This window comes from Nocardia sp. NPDC003999 (assembly GCF_053604885.1).
In genome coordinates, this window is the sequence record NZ_JBSGIB010000001.1 from 512,928 (window position 1) to 531,772 (window position 18,845).

Consider the following 18,845-nt stretch of genomic DNA (forward strand, 5'->3'; position numbering starts at 1 on the left):
GCAGACCGACCGTCACGGGATCGGCCCCGAGCCGCACCCGGCGCGCGCGTCGCGCGCCGGGGCCGGGGGCGCGAACTCGGCGAACATCGCAGGTGCCGGGCCGAGGGCGGGTGCGAGCGGGCACCGACACAGCCCTCCAGATTTCTTGTCCTGCGGAACTTCTCGCGAAGGGACAATAGGATCGGCGACGTGACCGATCGAAACGTGCTTGGGGGGCCGCTGGAAGAGTGCGGCACCGATCCTCTCACCGGCTTCTACCGGGACGGCTGCTGCAGTACCGGGCCGGAGGATCTGGGCAGCCACACTGTGTGCACCGTCGTCACGGCAGAATTCCTGGAGCATCAAGCTTCCATCGGAAACGATTTGAGCACGCCGCGTCCGGAGAACAATTTTCCCGGTTTGCAGCCGGGTGACCGATGGTGCGTGGTCGCCGTGCGATGGCTGCACGCGCACGAGGACGGCGTCGCCGCGCCCGTGGTGCTGGCCGCCACGCACGAGAACGCCCTGGAAGTGATCTCGATGGACATCCTGCGCAAGTACGCCGTCGACGTGCCCGACGACGTCAGCGACCTGCTCTGAGCCACCGGTAACCCTACGGCGGGCGCAGCGTGGACCACCGGCTCACCCGAATCGCGGGCCGGTGTCCGATGGGTTCGTGGCGCAGCGGAGAACCGATTGGCACAAATGCGCCATTCGGCTCAGCGCGCCGCCGCGATGCGCCGGCGATGAGCTTTCTGACGACATGCCGCCGAGCAATATCTCGCCCGTCGGCCCGTCCCAGCGCGGGACAACGCCGCGTGACATATCGGGCAGCTGTCGGCTCCACTTTCGTTACGATCGACAGTTTCGTTACGGACTTCGGCCACCGCATGCCGTTTCGTCACCATCAGCCCTACCGGCTCCGCGCGCAGCGCGTCCAGCACGATGGCGGCGCTACGGTCCATGCCGCCCCGCGCCTTCCGTAGCCGTTGGATCGCAACGCATCCGGTGAAGATCGCCAGCACGTCGTCGAGTTCGATGTCGGCCCGGACCGCCCCGTCGCGCTTGGCCGCGTCGAGCAGAGCGGCCAACGCGTCGTGGAAACGCGCCCCCGCGCTGCGCAAAAGCGCACGCGGCCAGCCGTCGTCGGACTGAACGATGTCGCATAACGCCTGGTTGTCCGGCGTTGTGGTGATCACCGCGGTGCAGAAGTCGAAGAAGGCGGCGCCCGGATCCGGCGCGGCGAGATGGTCTGCGGCCATCTTCGCCAACCGGTCGACGCGCTGCTGCATAACCGCTTCCAACAGTGCGGCTTTCGTGGGGAAGTGCCGGTAGACGGTGCCCGCGCCGACACCCGCCCTGCGGGCGACCTCGACGAGCGACACGGAGGCGCCCTGCTCCGCGAAGGCGCGTTGCGCGGCAGCCAGCACGAGGGCGCGATTGCGGCGGGCATCGGCTCGCGACGCCGCGCCCGGGGCGAGCAATGCGGTCATTTCGTTACGGCCTTCCGTTGAGCAGCCTGGTCAATCGGGTCGAGGCACCCGTATCGTTCGAATCCGGGTCAACCAACCCGATTCTACCGAGCAGAGAAGGCGGAGCATGTCCCCTCAGCACAACCTCATCCTGGTCACCGGCGCCACCGGCAAGCAAGGCGGCGTGACCGCCCGGCGACTGCTGGCCGACGGCAGGGCGGTGCGCGCGCTGGTCCGCGACGCGCAGTCGCCCGCCGCGCGGGAGTTGGCCGCGGCGGGCGCGGAACTCGCCGTGGGCGACTTCGACGCCCCCGAGACCTTGCCCGCGGCGCTGGCCGGCGTCAGCGGACTGTTCCTGGTCCCGCCCGCCGCGTACGGCCCCAAAGGCTGGGATGTCGAATTGGAAGCCGCGCGCGGAGAAGCCGTCGTGGCCGCCGCGCGTGCGGCCGGTGTGTGGCAGATCGTGTTCACCGGCATCGCGTCGATGGGCGACGACGTCTCGTGGGGGGCCAGGGGCAAGAAGCGCATCGAAGACGCCGTCATCGCCAGCGGCGTGCGGTACACCCTGCTGCGCCCGGTGCGCTTCATGGAGAACTACCTGCTGCGCACGTCCCCCGTCGACGGCATCTTCGACGGCGTGCACCGGCACCTGTTCCCGGCCGAAGGTCCGATGAAGGTCATCGCCGTCGCGGACATCGGCGATATCGCCGGTCTCGCGTTCGCCGACCCGGATCGCTTCCACGGCCGCGTCCTCGAACTCGCGGGCGATGTGCTCGTCCCACCCGCGGCCGCCGCGGCGATCAGCGCCGCCACCGGGCATCAGGTGCGCTACCACGAAGTCACCGAAGCCGAGGCGGACGCGCTCGGCGAGGAGATCGGCAATACGTGGCGCCTCATGCGCCACACCGGCGGCTGGCTCGCCGACGTCGACGAGATCCGCGAGATCCACCCCGGGCTGCGCACGTTCGACACTTGGCTCGCCGAGACCGGCGCGGCGCAGATCAAAGCGCTGCTCGACCACGAGAACGCGCGCGTCGCAGGGTGATTGGAGGCGACTATTCGCCCTGTTCAACGGGATGATCGTGCGGCGAGGCGTACCCTCGGCGCGTTGATACGCCCGCGCGGAGGATCCCGGCCGCGCCCGGCGCGACCCGGTCGGCGCGGAGGTCGACGAGTATTCGGCCCGTCGCGCAAGCACATCCACGAGCGCAAGGAATGGGTGGCGATCGCGAAGGTCGACGATCGGGTCTCCGGTGACGATCCGCTGGTCGACCTGGACTCCGGCACCGTCACCCTCCGCGCACGCCGCGGGTGACCGCGCGGCGCGGCTCAGCCCGCCGCGCCGACCGGGGCCAGGTTCTCCCCGCGCAGCCGCTGGGAGATCACCTGGGTGATGCCGTCGCCGCGCATGCTGACGCCGTAGAGCGCGTCGGCGATCTCCATCGTCGGCTTCTGGTGGGTGATGACGATCAGCTGGCTCTTCTCCCGCAACTGCTCGAACAGGCCGATCAACCGGCGCAGGTTGGTGTCGTCGAGCGCGGCCTCGACCTCGTCCATCACGTAGAACGGCGAGGGCCGGGCGCGGAAGATGGCCACCAGTAACGCGACCGCGGTCAGCGACTTCTCCCCACCGGACAGCAGCGACAGCCGCTTGACCTTCTTGCCCGGCGGACGCGCCTCCACCTCGATGCCGGTGGTGAGCATGTCCGAGGGGTCGGTGAGCAGCAGCCTGCCCTCGCCACCGGGGAACAGTTTCGCGAACACCTCGACGAACTCGCGTTCCACGTCGGCGTATGCCTCGGTGAACACCTGGAGGATGCGGGCATCGACCTCGGCGACCACGTCGAGCAGATCCTTGCGCGCGCTCTTGACGTCTTCGAGTTGCGTGGCCAAGAAGTTGTACCGCTCCTCCAGCGCCGCGAATTCCTCCAGCGCCAGGGGATTCACCTTGCCCAGGGTGGCGAGATCCTTCTCCGCACGCTTGGCGCGACGTTCCTGGGTCTGCCGGTCGTAAGGCATCGGCGCGGGTTCGCTGACTTGCTCGCCGCGCTCCTTGGCCTGTTCATATTCCTGCAGCTCCAGCGCCGAGGGCGGCAGCGGCACGTCCGGACCGTACTCGGCGATCAGGTCGTCCAGCGCGATGCCGAACTGTTCGGCGATGGTCGCCTCCAGTTGCTCGATGCGCAGCGCCGCCTGAGCCTTCGCCACCTCGTCCCGATGCACCGCGTCGGTGAGCTGGGAAAGCTGCGCGGTGAGCGCACGCACCCGCTCCTTGACCTGCTCCACCTGCGCGGCACACTCGGAGCGCTTGCGCACCAGTTCGTCCCGGCGCGCGCCCGCCTCGGCGACCACGCGCTCGAGTTCGCCCGCGATCTTCGCGCCGGATTCGGCGACGGCGGCGGCCACCTCCGCCGCCTTCTTGCGCGCGGCCTGGGCGCGCTCGGCCCTGGCCCGGGTCTCCCGCTCGGCGCGCGCGGCCCGGCGCAGCGAGTCCGCCTTGCCGCGTACCGATTCCGCTCGCTCCTCGGCCGTGCGCACGGCGAGCCTGGCCTCGACCTCCATCGCCCGCGCCTCGGCCAGCGCGGCCGCCGCCTCCTCCCGCGCCCGGCCCGCTGACTCGGTGCCCGCCGCGCCCGCACCGTCGGCATCGACCTCGGCCTGCTCGAGTTCCGCATGACGCAGGCGGTCTTCCAGTTCGGCGAGCGAGGCGAGTGCCTCTTCCCGGCTCGTCTCCGCGTCGTCGCGCTGGCCGACCAGCCGTTCGCGGTCCGCGTGTGCGGTGCGGGCGGTCTGGCCGAGCCTGCCCAGCCGCTCGTAGATCGCCACCAGCGCCTGGTCGGATTCGTGCAGGGCGAGCAGCGCGTGGTCGACGGCGTCCTTGCGATCGGCTTGCTCTTCGAGCGCGCCGGACAACGCGGCCTCGAGTTCCTCGGCGCGCCGCTGCGCCGCGACCAGTTCGGTCCGGGCGGCGTCGATGTCGGCCTGGATCTCCAGCTGGCTGGGCGCGCGATCGGAACCGCCCAGCAGCCAGCCGTTTCCGGCGAGATCGCCGTCGCGGGTGACCACGCGCAGCTCGGGCCGCACCGCGACCAGCGCGCGGGCGGCGGGCAGATCGTCGGCCACGGCGATCCCCGCGGTGAGCGCCGCGATCGCGCCGCGCACCGTATCGGGGCACTCCACCACGTCGACCAGCCAGCGGGCGCCGTCGGGCAACGCGCCTGGCTGCGGCCGATCGGTGCGCTCGGCGCCGAAGACGACGGCGGCGCGGCCACCGTCGGCGTCCTTGAGCGCCTGGATCGCGGCGTGCGCGGACTCGCCGGTGTCGGCGGCGACGGCGTCGGCCAGCGGGCCGAGCGCGGCGGCGACCGCGGCCTCGAAGCCGCCGTGCACACGCAGCAGCGCCGAGAGCGGGCCGAGCAGACCTTGTTCGCGGTGCTCCACCAGCCAGGCGACGCCGTCCCGGCGCGCCAGGTTCATGCCGAGCGCCTCGATCCGCGCGCCGAGCGATGCGACTCGCTTGCTCGCGTCGCGGTCCTGTTCACGCAGTTCGGTGACCCGCTGATCGGCCAGTTCCAGCGCCTGTACCGCGTGCTCGTGCTGGGCGTCCAGACCGGCCTCGCCCGCGTCGAGTTCGGCGAGTTCGGCTTGCACCGTGTCGAATTCGGCTTGGGCGGCCTCGCCGCGGTGACGGGCGTCGGCGATGGCGACCGACAGTCGCGCGATCTCCGCGTCCACCGACTGCGCCCTGGCCCGCAGGGTGTCCACCTTGCCGGACAACCGGGCCACGCCCTCGCGCCGGTCGGCGATCGCCCGCACGGCGGCCAGATGCGCCTGCTCGGCGGCCTTGGCGGCGTATTCGCGTTCGGCCAGCTGGTCTCGGGCCGCCTCCAAGGTCTCCGCGGCGATCTCCACCGCTTCGCGCAGTTCGGCCTCCTCGGCTTCGACCCGGTCGGCCTCGGCCTCGAGCTGCTCGGGGTCGCGGCCGTTGCTGACCGGAGCTGCGGTGTCCAGGTGCCGCGCCCGGTCGCCGGCGATGCGAATGGTCGCGTTGACCCGTTCGGCGAGCGCGGAGAGCTGGAACCACAGCTGTGCGGCGGCCTCGGCGCTCGGCGTCAGCCGGGACAGCTGGAATTCCTGCTGCGCCAGCGCCGCGTTGGCGGCGTCCAACTCGGAGTGCACGGTGATCTGCTGCTCGCGCGCGTACGCTTCCTTGCTCTGCTGGCTCGCCAGCTCTCCGCGCCGGGTGACCAGATCGTCGGCGGCCAGCCGCAACCGGGCATCGCGCAGGTCGGCCTGCACGGTCTGCGCCCTGCGCGCCACCTCGGCTTGCCTGCCCAGCGGTTTGAGCTGGCGGCGCAGTTCGGTGGTGAGGTCGGTCAGCCGGGCCAGGTTGGCCTGCATCGCCTCGAGCTTGCGTACCGCTTTTTCCTTGCGTTTGCGGTGCTTGAGCACACCGGCGGCCTCCTCGACGAACGCGCGGCGGTCCTCCGGGCGCGACTCCAGGATGGCCGACAGCTGACCCTGCCCCACGATGACGTGCATCTCGCGGCCGATACCGGAGTCGCTGAGCAGTTCCTGCACGTCCATCAGGCGGCAGGAGTTGCCGTTGATCTCGTATTCGCCCGCGCCGTCGCGGAACATGCGCCGGGTGATGGACACCTCGGCGTAGTCGATCGGCAGCGCGCCGTCGGAATTGTCGATGGTCAGCGTGACCTCGGCGCGGCCGAGGGGGGCGCGGCCCGCCGTGCCCGCGAAGATCACGTCCTGCATCTTGCCGCCGCGCAGCGCCTTCGCGCCCTGCTCGCCCATCACCCAGGTGAGCGCGTCGACGACGTTCGATTTGCCCGATCCGTTGGGACCGACCACACACGTGATGCCCGGTTCCAAGCGCAGGGTCGTCGCGGACGCGAAGGATTTGAAGCCCTTCAACGTCAGGCTCTTCAGGTGCAAGTTCGACGACCTTTCCGTGTTCTGCCCGGTCGGCGTTTCGCGTCGCGGCAGCGCATCCGGCGACCTGTCATGGTATCCGTCGCGTACCGGGAGCCTCCGGGGCCCGACGGCGTGCGCGGCCGAGTGGTGGTTCGGCGATATCCGTAGGTTATCGACTAGCCGCCGGTTCGCGCGCATTTCGATGTGCTCGAGGTTTGCCGGGATGGGCGGCCACGCTGCCGGTCGGTGTCAGCGGCACGACCCATTCGGCCCTCTCGCCGCGACCGGGGAACGCCCGCCCGCGCTCGGCCTGCCACCGGCAGCCTCCCCACCCGTGGGTCCGCCGATTCCGCGCGGTCTCGAACTGGCACTGACGCCACACCCTCCGGCCACATACGATCCCTCTGATTCGCCAGCGGAATTTCGGGAGCGCACCACGATGTCTGCCCCCTCACCAGGGACAAGTACCCGGTTCCGCCTTGCCCGGATCGCGGGGCTGGTACTCGGCAGCCTGCTGCTCCTGCACGCCTGTGAACGCAGCAAGAGCGCGCTGCTGAGCGATGTGCGGGTGGAGGTCGCGATAGCGGCCGCCTTCGGTGCGGCCGCCCTGGGCGCGGCGTGGTTCGAGATCAAACTGCGGGCGCAGGAGCAGGACGCGGACCCGCCGTGGGACGACGACGAGGAGGACGAAACTCCCAGTTCTGGGAATTTTCCCGGTCGAGCCGGGCGATCCGCCGACCCCGGGTACGGCAGGGGCGAGCGTGCCGGACGCACCGGCACCGGCGCGCGGGCGACGCCCATGGCTCACTTCGAGGACGAAGACCTGCCCGAACCCGCGGAAGCCCCCGGGCGCGCGGATCTCGTCGCCGGGATTGCGCGGACATTGCGGATCACCCGCTCCGGCGACTCGGACGACCGGCAGCCGCTGCTCCCGCTGGGCGCGGTGACGAAGTGGATGCGCCGCGTCGACCCCGACGACGACATCGAGCCCGGCGAACTCGACGACCATGACGAGACGGAGCAGATCACCCGCGGCGAGACCGGCGAACTCGTCATCGAATCCGGCACGCGAACGGTGCGGGCGAAAATCTCCCGCTCCGGCGACCTCGTCCTGCACGGCCGCCGACACGGTGAGGCGCGGTCGGAATGGAAGTGGACGTTCCCCGCGGACGTCTTCCCCGCCATCCGCGGCGCACTCGGCGACGGGCGCGGTGACCTGCTCGATCTGCTCGAGGACACCCTTCCGTGGCTGGACGCCGCCGCCCGCCACGACCCGGGTGCGTGGCTGCGCGCTCACGACATTCCCGCGAAGTATCAGGAGAAAGGCGTCAGCGCCACCCAGGACACCCGGGAACTTCCCGTGCTCCAGCCGGGGCGTCCGCCGCAGCCGCCCCACGCGAGCGGATCCCACCGGAAGCCGCCGAACGACGCGTCCGGCGCACGGGAGGCCCGCGCGTCCGCGAAAGCCTCCGACGACCATGACCACCGCGGAAAACCCGCTGCGACACGATCCCGCGAGTCCCTAGCCGCGCACGGCGAAACTCGCTCCACCCGGCGCGGAGCCGCCGACCCACCGCCCTCGTCCCCGCGCACCGATCGACGAACTCGCGGCGACAAACCCCGGCCCACCGGACAAGCGAAGCGTCCGGCCGACGACTACGGTTCGCCCACGCCGTCGCGCCGTCGCCGTGACGAACCCGAACCCACTCGGCGCGGCGATCGGCTCCCGCGCGGCGGCGGGACGGATGCACACCCGCGCGCTACACCCGGCCGCCCCGAACTGCCGAGACGTCGGCAGCAGGACGGGCACGACACACCACACGTCGCTGGACATCGCGACGACTACGACGAAGCGGATGCCCGATGGCCGCGAGCGAACCGGCGATCGGGGCGTGGCCAGGAGCCCAGGGACTTCGAGTCCGAGACCGGCCGACGAGAGCGACCCGATACTCCCTACCGCGACCGCCCCACCCCATCCGACCGAGCACCGGAACGGACCTACGACCAACCACCCAGCCGCCGCCATCGCGACGACCAGCGGTCACGCCGCGATACCTCGCTTCCCCCGCACGAGTCCTCGCGGCGCAGATGGTAGGACACGAAAACGGCGCTGTCACTCGATGATCCGGGTGACAGCGCCGAGGAATGACGCTCAGCTCGCGCGGTGGGTGAATCGGCCGTTCTCGAAGCCGGCCACCATGCGGAACGCCAGGACGGCGCCCCACGGGCCGATCACCCAGACCGGCCAGAAGTAGGTCAAGGCGCCGACGCTCAGCGAGATCGCGCCCCAGATGACCAGCACCAGCGCGCTCACTGCGAGCCAGGTGCTGCCCTCGATGCGCTGCCAGATCGGGATGCGCGGGCGTGCGGTGGCCGGTGCGCCCGCGTCCTTGCTCAATTCGGGCAGATCGGACAACACCCCGCGCAGGTCCTCCCGGTCGGTGGTGGCGTACACCTGGGCGACACGCTGGTCGTATTCGGGCAGATCGATCCGCCCGTCCGCCATATGCCTGCCGAGCAGGCGCACCACGGCGTCGCGTTCGGCGTTCGAGGCGCGGGTGCCGGTGGAGATGTCCATGCCTGGTCCTATCGACGGGTTCCACCCTCCATAGTGGAATATGACTTAAGCATAACCCTCCAAAGTGGAATGTCAACCCCCGCCGTGATTCCGGGCCGAAACTCGAGCCTTCCCGCGATCCGGCGGTAGTGTTCGCACCGAGAACAACTGTATGGACAGGTGTTCGGCTTGCGGGTCCACGGAACGGCCGGATCCGCGTCCCGAGAACTCGCTCAGGAGGCACAGGTGTCGGAAACCGTCCGCGGGATCGTGGCCCGCAGCAAAGGCGCACCGGTCGAGCTCGTCGAGGTGGTGATCCCCGATCCGGGCCCGCACGACGTGGTGGTGCGGGTGCAGGCGTGCGGGGTCTGCCACACCGACCTGCACTATCGCGAAGGCGGCATCACCGACGACTTCCCGTTCCTACTCGGCCACGAGGCGGCGGGCGTGGTGGAAGCCGTCGGCGCCGAGGTAACCCACGTGGCCGAGGGTGACTATGTGATCCTCAATTGGCGCGCGGTCTGCGGCGAATGCCGGGCGTGCAAGCGCGGCAAGCCCTGGTACTGCTTCGACAGCCGTAACGCGAGCAAGAAGATGACGCTCGCCGACGGGACGGAGCTGACTCCCGCCCTCGGCATCGGCGCGTTCGTCGACAAGACCTTGGTACACGAAGGCCAGTGCACGAAGGTCGATCCGGCCGCCGACCCGGCGGTGGCGGGCCTGCTCGGCTGCGGGGTGATGGCGGGCATCGGCTCGGCGATACACACCGGCAACGTCTCGATCGGCGACACCGTCGCGGTGATCGGCTGCGGCGGCGTCGGGGACGCGGCCATCGCCGGAGCCCGGCTGGCGGGCGCGCGCACCATCATCGCGGTGGACCGCGACGCCCGGAAACTGCGGTGGGCCACGGATTTCGGCGCCACCCACACCATCGACGCGAGCACCGAGGACGTGGTCGAGAAGATCCAGGAGTACACCGACGGCTGGGGCGCGGACGTGGCCATCGACGCGGTCGGACGGCCGGAGACCTGGCAGCAGGCCTTCTACGGTCGCGACTTGGCGGGCACAGTGGTCCTCGTCGGGGTGCCGACCCCGGAGATGACCCTCGAGATGCCATTACTGGACTTCTTCTCGCGCGGCGGCGCGCTGAAATCCGCTTGGTACGGCGACTGTCTTCCCGAACGCGACTTCCCCACCCTGATCGACCTCTACCGCCGGGGACGGCTGCCGCTGGACCGCTTCGTCTCCGAGCGCATCGGGATCGACCAGGTGGAGCAGGCCTTCGCGAAGATGCACGCGGGCGACGTGCTGCGTTCGGTGGTGGTCTGGTGACCGTCCGCATCGACCGCGTCGTCACCTCCGGCGACTTCTGTCTCGACGGCGGAACCTGGGCGGTGGACAACAACATCTGGCTCGTCGGCGACGACGACGAAGTGGTCGTCATCGATGCCGCCCACGACGCCGATCCGATCGTCGCGGCGGTCGCCGGGCGCACCGTTCGCGCGATCGTGTGCACCCACGGACACAACGATCACGTTACGGTCGCCCCCGAACTGGCCGAGCGCTCGGCGGCACCGATCCTGCTGCATCCCGGCGACGAGCCGCTGTGGCGCATGACCCACCCGGACACGGCCTACCGGCCGCTCTCGGACGGCGATCGAATCGCGGTGTCGGACAGCGAGCTTCACGTCCTGCACACCCCCGGCCACTCCCCCGGTTCCGTCGCATTGCATCTGCCCGATGCGAAGGTCGTGTTCACGGGCGACACATTGTTCGCCGGTGGACCCGGTGCGACCGGCCGATCGTTCTCCGATTTCGGCACGATCATCGAGTCGATCCGCGAACGCCTGCTGACGCTTCCGGAGGAGACCACGGTCCATACCGGGCACGGCGATTCCACCACCATCGGCGCGGAGAAACCTCTCCTCGCCGACTGGATCGCCCGCGGCCACTGACCGCCGCGGGCGGCACCCGGCGCCGCCCGCGGCGGCACCGCGCGGATCAACCGGGGAACCGGCGATCCAGCTCCAGGTTCAACCGGAGCACCTCGACTCGCGGCTCGCCGAGGAACCCCAGCGTCCGGCCGCTGGTGTGCTCGGCGACCAGCGCCCGCACCTGCTGTTCGGAAATCCCGCGCGCCTTCGCGACCCGGGGCACCTGGATGGCCGCGTACTCCGGCGAGATGTTCGGGTCCAGCCCACTCCCGCTCGCGGTGACGGCATCGGGGGGCACCGCCGGAGCGGCGGGCGCGTCGCCGTGGATCGGGACGACTCGCCCGGCGGAATAGTCCCGTCCCGGTTCGGCGCATTCGACTCGGACGCCGCGAAAGGCGGCGACGAATGGCTGCGCCGGGCACGCCTCGTTGACGCTGACGACCTGACCGGGATGCGAAACGTCCCCGTCGGCGTCACGCGGTCCGATCACCGAGAGCACCGCGCCCACACCGCCTTTCGTGCAGAACGGTCGACTGCCGTCGACCCCCTCACGGTCGCCGACCTCCTTGCTGCGGGCGCAGATCGTGGTGAGCAGGCTCGCGCGTGCCGGAGTGTCGACGATGTCCTCCGGTCCGAGATTGCTCGCCGCGGTGGACCGAGGATCGTAGCCGTCACCGGCGGCGGAAGGGCGGCTCTGGAAGTACCGCACCAGGGCCGCGCCGTCGGATCCGGTGAACGATTGCCCGATCAGGCCGGAGCCCACGGTCGTTCCGTCGACGGCGACCAGCGACCCGTCCGCCTTCTCGTGCAGGCCGGGCAGCTGGGCCACCGCGAAAACGGCCAGCGGGTAGACGATTCCGGTGATCGCCGTGAGCGCGAGCAACGCGCGCAGGGCGGCGAGATGCTGCCGGATCCAGGTTGAAAGGCGCATGTCAGGACATCCCGGGGAGGAACTGGACCACGAGGTCGATGAGTTTGATGCCGAGGAACGGCGCGATGATGCCGCCGAGCCCGTAGACGGTCAGGTTGCGGCTCAACAGTTTCGACGCGTTCGACGGCCGGTAGCGCACACCGCGCAGCGCCAGCGGGATCAGCGCCACGATGACGACCGCGTTGAAGATCACCGCGGACAGGATCGCCGACTGCGGACTGGACAGCCGCATGACGTTGAGCAGGTCCAGGCCGGGAAACAGCGTCACGAACAGGGCGGGGATGATCGCGAAGTACTTGGCGATGTCGTTGGCGATGGAGAACGTCGTCAGCGCGCCACGCGTGATGAGCAGTTGCTTGCCGATCTCGACGATCTCGATCAATTTGGTCGGATCGGAATCCAGATCCACCATGTTGCCCGCCTCTTTGGCGGCCGACGTGCCGGTGTTCATCGCGACGCCCACATCGGCCTGTGCCAGCGCGGGCGCGTCGTTGGTGCCGTCGCCGGTCATCGCGACCAGCCGTCCGCCCTCCTGCTCCCGTTTGATCAGCGCCAGCTTGTCCTCCGGCGTCGCCTCGGCGAGGAAGTCGTCGACCCCCGCCTCGTCCGCGATCGCCTTCGCGGTCAACGGGTTGTCGCCGGTGATCATCACCGTGCGGATGCCCATGCTGCGCATCTCGTCGAACCGCTCGCGCATGCCCTGCTTCACCACATCCTTGAGGTGGATCACGCCGAGCACCCGGGCGGCACCGCCGTCGACCTGGCCGACGACCAGCGGCGTGCCGCCCGCGGCGGAGATGCCGTCGACGGTGGCGCCGAGTTCCGCCGGCACCGAACCACCCTGCGATCGCACCCATTCGGTGACCGCGCTCGCCGCGCCCTTGCGCAGCAGACGGCCCTCGACGTCGACGCCGGACATCCGGGTCTGCGCGGTGAACTCCACCCACCGCGCGTGGCTCAGCTCGCCCGGTGTGCGCTCCCGCAGGCCGTAGGCCTGTTTGGCGTAGACCACGACCGAGCGGCCCTCCGGGGTCTCGTCGGCCAGGCTGGAAAGCTGTGCGGCGTCGGCCAGTTCCGCCTTGCTCACGCCGGGCGCCGGGACGAAGTCCGCCGCCTGGCGGTTGCCGAGCGTGATGGTGCCGGTCTTGTCCAGCAGCAAGGTGTTCACGTCTCCGGCCGCCTCGACGGCCCGCCCGGACATGGCGAGCACATTGCGCTGCACCAGGCGATCCATGCCAGCGATCCCGATCGCCGACAGCAGCGCGCCGATGGTCGTGGGGATCAGGCACACCAGCAACGAGACCAGCACGATGCCGGTGACGCCGTGCGCGTCCAGCGCCACGGTGTCCGGTACGCCCGGATTGTTCGACTTGCTGAAGATCGCCATCGGCTGCAGCGTGACCACCGCGAAGACGAAGATGATGGTCAACGCCGCCAACAGGATGTTCAGCGCGATCTCGTTCGGGGTCTTCTGCCTGCTGGCCCCCTCCACCAGGGCGATCATCTTGTCGATGAAGCTCTGCCCCGGTTCCTGCGTGATCCGGACGATGATCCGGTCCGACAGCACGGTGGTACCGCCGGTCACCGCCGACCGGTCACCGCCGGATTCCCGGATCACCGGAGCGGATTCACCGGTGATCGCCGACTCGTCGACCGAGGCGATGCCTTCGACGACGTCGCCGTCACCCGGGATCACCTGCCCCGCCTCGACCACGACGTGATCGCCGCGACGCAAGTCCGGGGCCGCGACGCGTTCCTCGACCACCCGCGCGCCCGGCGACCACTCGACCAGTCGCCGCGCGACGGTGTCGGTCTTCGCCTTGCGCAGCGTGTCGGCCTGCGCCTTGCCGCGCCCCTCCGCGACGGCCTCGGCCAGGTTCGCGAAGATCACCGTGAGCCACAGCCACACGACGATCGCCCAGGCGAAGAAGGTCGGGTCCGCCAGCGCGAGCACGGTCGACCACACCGCGCCCAGTTCGACGATCAGCATCACCGGGTTGCGCCACAGCGTGCGCGGATCGAGCTTGCGTACCGCGTCCGGCAACGAGGTCAGCAGCATCTTGGGGTCGAGCACGCCGTTCGGGACACTCTTGCCCCGTGGCCGCTCGGGCTCGGCCTGTGCCGAGACGTTCTCATCGATCGCGGGACTCGACATGTCAGTGGATTCCTTCGGCGAGCGGCCCGAGCGCCAGCGCGGGCAGGAAGGTGAGCGCGACCAGGATCACCGTTACGCCGACGACCATGCCGACGAACTGCGGACGATGGGTCGGCAGCGTGCCGATCGATGCGGGAGTGGTGCCCTGCCGCGCGAGCGAACCGGCCAGCGCGAGCACGAAGATGATCGGCAGGAAGCGCCCGAAGAGCATGGCCAGGCCCAGCGCGGTGTTGTACCACTCGGTGTTGCCGGTCAGGCCCGCGAAAGCGGAGCCGTTGTTGTTGGCGGCCGAGGTGAACGCGTAGAGCACCTCCGACAGTCCGTGCGGCCCGGAGTTGAGCATGCTCGCGCGCTGCCCCGGCATCGCCATCGCGGCGGCCGTGCCGACCAGCACGATCAGCGGGCTGATCAGGAAGTACGACGCGGCGAGCTTGATCTCGCGCGGCGTGATCTTCTTGCCCAGGTACTCCGGGGTGCGACCGACCATGAGGCCCGCGACGAACACCGTGATCACCGCCAGGATCAGCATGCCGTACAGGCCCGACCCGGCGCCGCCCGGCGCGACCTCGCCCAACTGCATGTTGAACATCGTCATCAGACCGCCGAGGCTGGTGTAGGAATCGTGGAAGGAATCGACCGCGCCGGTGGAGGTCAGGGTGGTAGCACCGGCGAAGGTGGCCGAATTCGCCACACCGAAGCGCTGTTCCACGCCCTCCATCGAGGAGCCGATCGCGGTCGGCACCGTGCCGTGGTGCTGGAGCTGGAACAGGTTGGTCAGCGTGACGCTGAGCAGTGCGATCGTCCCCATCACCGCGACGATCGCGTAGCCCTGCTTGCGGCTGCCCACCATCCGGCCGAAGGTGCGCGGCAGCGAAAAGCTGATCACGAGCAGCAGGAAGATCTCCACCCAGTTGGTCCAAGTGGCCGGGTTCTCGAACGGGTGCGCGGAGTTGGCGTTGTAGAAGCCGCCGCCGTTGGTGCCGAGTTCCTTGATCGCCTCTTGGCTGGCGACCGGGCCGCCCGTGATGGTCTGCTCGGTGCCGCCCAGCGTGTGCGCCACCTGGTCGTGCAGATGGAAGTTCTGGATCGCCCCGCCCGCCACCAGCACGAGGGCGAAGACGAAGGCGATCGGCAGCAGGATGCGCAGCGTGCCGCGCACCAGGTCCACCCAGAAGTTGCCGAGGTCACCGGTGTGCCTGCGAGCGAACCCGCGCACCAGCGCCACGGCCACCGCCATGCCGACCGCCGCCGAAACGAAGTTCTGTACGGCGAGCCCGGCCATCTGCACCAGGTGCCCTTGAGTGGATTCACCGGAGTAGTTCTGCCAGTTGGTGTTCGTCACGAAGCTGACCGCGGTGTTCCACGCCAGCGCGGGCGTCATCTCGGTGCCCGGATCGTTCAGGTGCAGGGGCAACCTGCCTTGCACGAGCTGGAAGAAGAAAAGGAAGAGAATGCCGACCGCCGAGAAGGCCAGCACACTGCGCGCGTACACGGGCCACGGCTGCTCGACTTCGGGATGCGCGCCTATCGCGCGATAGACGAGACGTTCGACGCGAGAATGCGCACGTCCCTCGTAGACCCGGTACATGTAGTCGCCCAGCGGCACGTGTACCAGCGCGAGCGCCGAGATCAGGGAGGCCACGAAGGCGATCCCCGCGGTTGTCGTGCTCACTCAGAACCTCTCGGGAAACAGCAGCGCCGCGACCAGGTAGACCGCGACGCCTGCGGCGAGAACGAGACCGATCAGGTTCGCGGTCACAACTTCTCCACCCCGCGCTGGATCAACCCCAGCAGCGCGAACGCCGCCACGGTGAGCGCGGTGAACACCACGACCGACATAGCTCGACAACCTCCATCCGCGCGCCGGGCTTCGGCGCGACAGAGCGAGTGAAGCGCCCCGATGGCGCGTTGGGTCGTTTCCTGACGACTTCTTGACGCCCCGGCACCTGGCATTTGCGGTTCGTTGACGGGCCCGCGATGCCCGCAAGTATGGCGTCAAGGAACACGGGCGGACCGTCAACACACCGTAAAAATCGAGGTCGGCCCGCCTGGCGGCGGTAGAAGTGGAGAGCCGGCCAGGCGGGACGATTCCAGCGCGACCGGCGCCGGGAAGGAAGAGAGGATCGCAATGTCGGCAGTGATCTTTGTCGTCGCATTCGTCTGCTGCGCGCTGGTCATTCGCGCATTCGGCGCTCGTGCGCAGACGCCGCGGCTGCAACCGGTGCGGATCGAGGCCGATGATGTGCGGCGGTGACGTGGGGCAGCGCGCCGGGACGACCCAGGGGTGTTCGGCCGGGGCGGCGCGACGCGCGATGATGAAGGCGTGAAACGCGGTCAGCTGCGTATCTACCTCGGCGCCGCGCCGGGAGTCGGCAAGACCTACGCCATGCTCGGCGAGGCGCACCGGCGACTGGAGCGCGGTCGCGACGTGGTGGCCGCGGTGGTCGAAACACACGGCAGGGAGAAAACCGCGGAACTGCTCGATGGCATCGAACGCATCCCCCCGAAGCTGATCGAATATCGCGGTAGCACGTACCAGGAAGTCGACGTCGAGGCGGTGTTGCGCCGCGCCCCCGCGGTGGTGCTGGTCGACGAGCTGGCGCACACCAACGTGCCCGGCAGCACGCACGAGAAGCGCTGGCAGGACGTGGCGCAGCTGCTCGACGCGGGGATCGACGTGATTTCCACGGTCAACGTGCAGCATCTTGAGAGCCTCAACGACGTCGTCGAGCAGATCACCGGCATCCAGCAGCGCGAAACGGTGCCCGACGCCGTGGTGCGCGGGGCGGATCAGGTGGAGTTGGTCGACATCACGCCGGAAGCATTGCGGCGCAGGCTCTCCCACGGCAACGTGTACGCCGCCGAGCGGATCGACGCCGCGCTGCGCAACTACTTCCGCGCGGGAAACCTCACCGCGCTGCGCGAACTGGCGCTGCTGTGGCTGGCCGATCAGGTCGACGCCGCGCTCGCCAAGTACCGGGCCGATCACAAGATCACCGAACTGTGGGAGGCGCGCGAGCGCGTCGTCGTGGCGGTGACCGGCGGTCCGGAATCGGAGACGATCGTGCGCCGGGCCGGCCGGATCGCCACCAAATCCAGCGCCGACCTGGTGGTCGTGCACGTGGTGCGCGGCGACGGCCTGGCCGGGGTCTCCACCGAGCGGCTGGCCCGGCTGCGCGAGCTGGCGGCCAGCCTGGACGCCTCCCTGCACACCGTCACCGGCGAGGACGTGCCCACCGCCCTGCTCGAGTTCGCCCGAGAGGCGAACGCCACCCAGCTGGTGCTCGGCACCTCCCGTCGCTCGCGGTGGGCGCGCATCTTCGATGAGGGCATCGGCTCCACGGTGGTGCAACGCTCCGGCAAGATCGACGTGCACATGGTGACGCACGAGGAGGCCCACCGCGGATTCCGGTACGCGGCCCTGCATCCGCGCCGCCCGGTGGCGGCGTGGCTCGCCGCCGTCGCCGTACCGGCCCTGGTGTGCGCGCTGAGCGCCGCCTACCTCGACGAGGTGCTGGATCTCGGCGGCATCAGTGCCGTGTTCGTGGTGGGCGTGGTCGCTGTCGCGCTGCTCGGCGGCGTCGTACCCGCCTCCTTCTCGGCGCTGCTGTCGGGCCTGCTGCTGAACTGGTTCTTCGCGCCACCCCGCTACAGCCTGACCATCGCCGAGCCGAACAGCTTCATCACCGTGGTGGTGCTGCTCATCGTCGCCGTCGCGGTGGCCGCGCTGGTCGATCTGGCCGCGAAACGAACCGCGCAGGCGCGCAAGGCCTCCCGGCAAGCCGAACTGCTGACCATGTTCTCCGGCGCGATCCTGCACGGCGCGGATCTGCCCCGGCTGCTCGAACAGATCAGGGAGGTGTTCGGGCAGCGCGCGGTCGCCCTGGTGTCGGGTGACCAGGTCCTCGCCGAGGTGGGAGTGGGCCCACCGCGGCGGCCCTCCGACGCGGACACCGTGGTCGAGGCGGGCGATGCCGTGCACTGGTTGCTGCTGGCCGGCCGCCCGCTGGCGGCCGCCGACCGTCCGGTGCTGAACGCGGTCACCAACCAGGCCGTCGCTCTGGTCCGGCAGGCTCGCCTGGCCGAGGAGGCCAGCGCCGCCGCGGCCCTGCTGGAGGCCGATCGCCTGCGGCGGGCGTTGCTCTCGGCGGTCGGCCATGACCTGCGCACCCCGCTGGCAGGCGCCAAAGCGGCGGTTTCCAGCCTGCGCAGCGACGACATCGAGTTCTCCCCGGAGGACACCGCCGAACTGCTGGAGACCATCGAGGAGTCGGTGGATCAGCTCACCGCGCTGGTCGGCAATCTGCTCGACTCCTCCCGGCTCGCGGTCGGCGTGGTCACGCCGCAGGTGCGGCGGGTCTACCTGGACGAGGCGGTGCACCGCGCGCTGGTGAGCGTCGGGATGGGTGCGCGCGGGCTGCGACGCGCGGCGATGGACCGGGTGCGGGTCGAGGTCGGCGACGTCTCGGTGCTCGCCGACAGCGGCCTGCTGGAACGGGTGCTGGCCAATCTGATCGACAACGCGCTGCGGCACGCCCCACGCGCGGGCACGGTCCGGGTCACCGCCGAACGCGCGGGCGACCGGGTCGCGATCGCGGTCATCGACACCGGTCCCGGCGTACCGCACGGCACCGAGGAGCAATTGTTCGAGCCTTTCCAGCGGCGCGGCGACCGGGACAACACGACCGGCGTCGGGCTCGGCCTGTCGGTGGTGCGCGGGTTCGTCGAAGCGATGGGCGGCACCGTGCACGCCGAGCCCACACCCGGTGGAGGATTGACCATGCTGGTCGACTTGCCCGGCGGCGAGGCACCGGACGCGAACGGCACGGGCGTGGCACACGAGACGACGAGCGCGGGTGAGTGAGGTGTCCGCGACGACACAGGAGGC

General features: G+C 70.0%; 14 protein-coding genes. 7 read left to right on the forward strand and 7 right to left on the reverse strand.

Annotation, left to right across the window (positions count from 1 at the left end; translation table 11 throughout):
• Window positions 1-189 precede the first annotated feature (189 nt).
• Window positions 190-579, forward strand: a complete 390-nt coding sequence (locus ACWESM_RS02540; RefSeq protein WP_019048221.1) for a DUF2237 family protein — start codon at window positions 190-192, stop codon at window positions 577-579.
• Between the two features lie 119 nt (window positions 580-698).
• Here the strand turns inward: ACWESM_RS02540 and ACWESM_RS02545 are convergent, their stop codons facing one another.
• On the reverse strand, window positions 699-1,472 hold the full coding sequence (locus ACWESM_RS02545; RefSeq protein ID WP_452490815.1) for a TetR/AcrR family transcriptional regulator: 774 nt from the start codon (window positions 1,470-1,472) through the stop codon (window positions 699-701).
• 106 nt (window positions 1,473-1,578) lie between these two features.
• Here ACWESM_RS02545 and ACWESM_RS02550 point away from each other — a divergent pair, with 106 nt between their 5' ends.
• Complete coding sequence (locus tag ACWESM_RS02550; RefSeq protein WP_452490817.1) at window positions 1,579-2,496, forward strand: NmrA family NAD(P)-binding protein; 918 nt, start codon at window positions 1,579-1,581, stop codon at window positions 2,494-2,496.
• Window positions 2,497-2,780: 284 nt separating this feature from the next.
• On the opposite strand, the gene smc is transcribed toward ACWESM_RS02550, so the two are convergent.
• Window positions 2,781-6,401 (reverse strand): chromosome segregation protein SMC, encoded by a 3,621-nt coding sequence (gene smc / locus ACWESM_RS02555; protein ID WP_364427239.1) that lies wholly within the window; start codon window positions 6,399-6,401, stop codon window positions 2,781-2,783.
• A 418-nt stretch (window positions 6,402-6,819) separates the two neighbouring features.
• On the opposite strand from smc, the gene ACWESM_RS02560 reads away from it, so the two are divergent.
• Window positions 6,820-8,475: a hypothetical protein gene (locus tag ACWESM_RS02560; protein ID WP_452490819.1), complete on the forward strand. Its 1,656-nt coding sequence runs from the start codon at window positions 6,820-6,822 to the stop codon at window positions 8,473-8,475.
• A gap of 57 nt (window positions 8,476-8,532) precedes the next feature.
• On the opposite strand, the gene ACWESM_RS02565 is transcribed toward ACWESM_RS02560, so the two are convergent.
• A complete protein-coding gene (locus ACWESM_RS02565; RefSeq protein WP_364427245.1) occupies window positions 8,533-8,958 on the reverse strand; it encodes a DUF1707 SHOCT-like domain-containing protein in 426 nt (141 codons plus the stop codon).
• A gap of 225 nt (window positions 8,959-9,183) precedes the next feature.
• Between ACWESM_RS02565 and ACWESM_RS02570 the strand changes: the two genes are divergently transcribed.
• Both ACWESM_RS02570 and ACWESM_RS02575 read left to right on the forward strand, forming a co-directional pair.
• The gene (locus ACWESM_RS02570; protein WP_452490821.1) at window positions 9,184-10,269 is read left to right on the forward strand and encodes an S-(hydroxymethyl)mycothiol dehydrogenase; all 1,086 of its coding nucleotides are present in this window, start codon (window positions 9,184-9,186) and stop codon (window positions 10,267-10,269) included.
• Window positions 10,263-10,892, forward strand: coding sequence for an MBL fold metallo-hydrolase (locus tag ACWESM_RS02575; RefSeq protein WP_397275729.1), 630 nt, complete (start codon window positions 10,263-10,265; stop codon window positions 10,890-10,892). The genes ACWESM_RS02570 and ACWESM_RS02575 overlap by 7 nt, the downstream gene beginning before the upstream one ends.
• 46 nt (window positions 10,893-10,938) lie before the next feature.
• On the opposite strand, the gene ACWESM_RS02580 is transcribed toward ACWESM_RS02575, so the two are convergent.
• Genes ACWESM_RS02580 through ACWESM_RS02595 form a run of 4 tightly spaced genes read right to left on the reverse strand, consistent with a single transcriptional unit; the run spans window position 10,939 to window position 15,980 of the window.
• On the reverse strand, window positions 10,939-11,802 hold the full coding sequence (locus ACWESM_RS02580) for a potassium-transporting ATPase subunit C (protein WP_452490823.1): 864 nt from the start codon (window positions 11,800-11,802) through the stop codon (window positions 10,939-10,941).
• Window position 11,803: 1 nt separating this feature from the next.
• Window positions 11,804-13,957, reverse strand: coding sequence for a potassium-transporting ATPase subunit KdpB (kdpB, locus tag ACWESM_RS02585; RefSeq protein WP_364427257.1), 2,154 nt, complete (start codon window positions 13,955-13,957; stop codon window positions 11,804-11,806).
• 1 nt (window position 13,958) lies between these two features.
• On the reverse strand, window positions 13,959-15,629 hold the full coding sequence (kdpA, locus tag ACWESM_RS02590; RefSeq protein ID WP_364427261.1) for a potassium-transporting ATPase subunit KdpA: 1,671 nt from the start codon (window positions 15,627-15,629) through the stop codon (window positions 13,959-13,961).
• On the reverse strand, window positions 15,630-15,980 hold the full coding sequence (locus ACWESM_RS02595) for a potassium-transporting ATPase subunit F (protein ID WP_364427264.1): 351 nt from the start codon (window positions 15,978-15,980) through the stop codon (window positions 15,630-15,632).
• Between the two features lie 105 nt (window positions 15,981-16,085).
• Here ACWESM_RS02595 and ACWESM_RS02600 point away from each other — a divergent pair, with 105 nt between their 5' ends.
• Together ACWESM_RS02600 and ACWESM_RS02605 are read left to right on the forward strand one after the other, a co-directional pair.
• A complete protein-coding gene (locus ACWESM_RS02600; RefSeq protein ID WP_364427268.1) occupies window positions 16,086-16,211 on the forward strand; it encodes a hypothetical protein in 126 nt (41 codons plus the stop codon).
• A 69-nt stretch (window positions 16,212-16,280) separates the two neighbouring features.
• Window positions 16,281-18,821, forward strand: coding sequence for a sensor histidine kinase (locus tag ACWESM_RS02605; RefSeq protein ID WP_355069852.1), 2,541 nt, complete (start codon window positions 16,281-16,283; stop codon window positions 18,819-18,821).
• The last annotated feature ends 24 nt before the right edge of the window (window positions 18,822-18,845 follow it).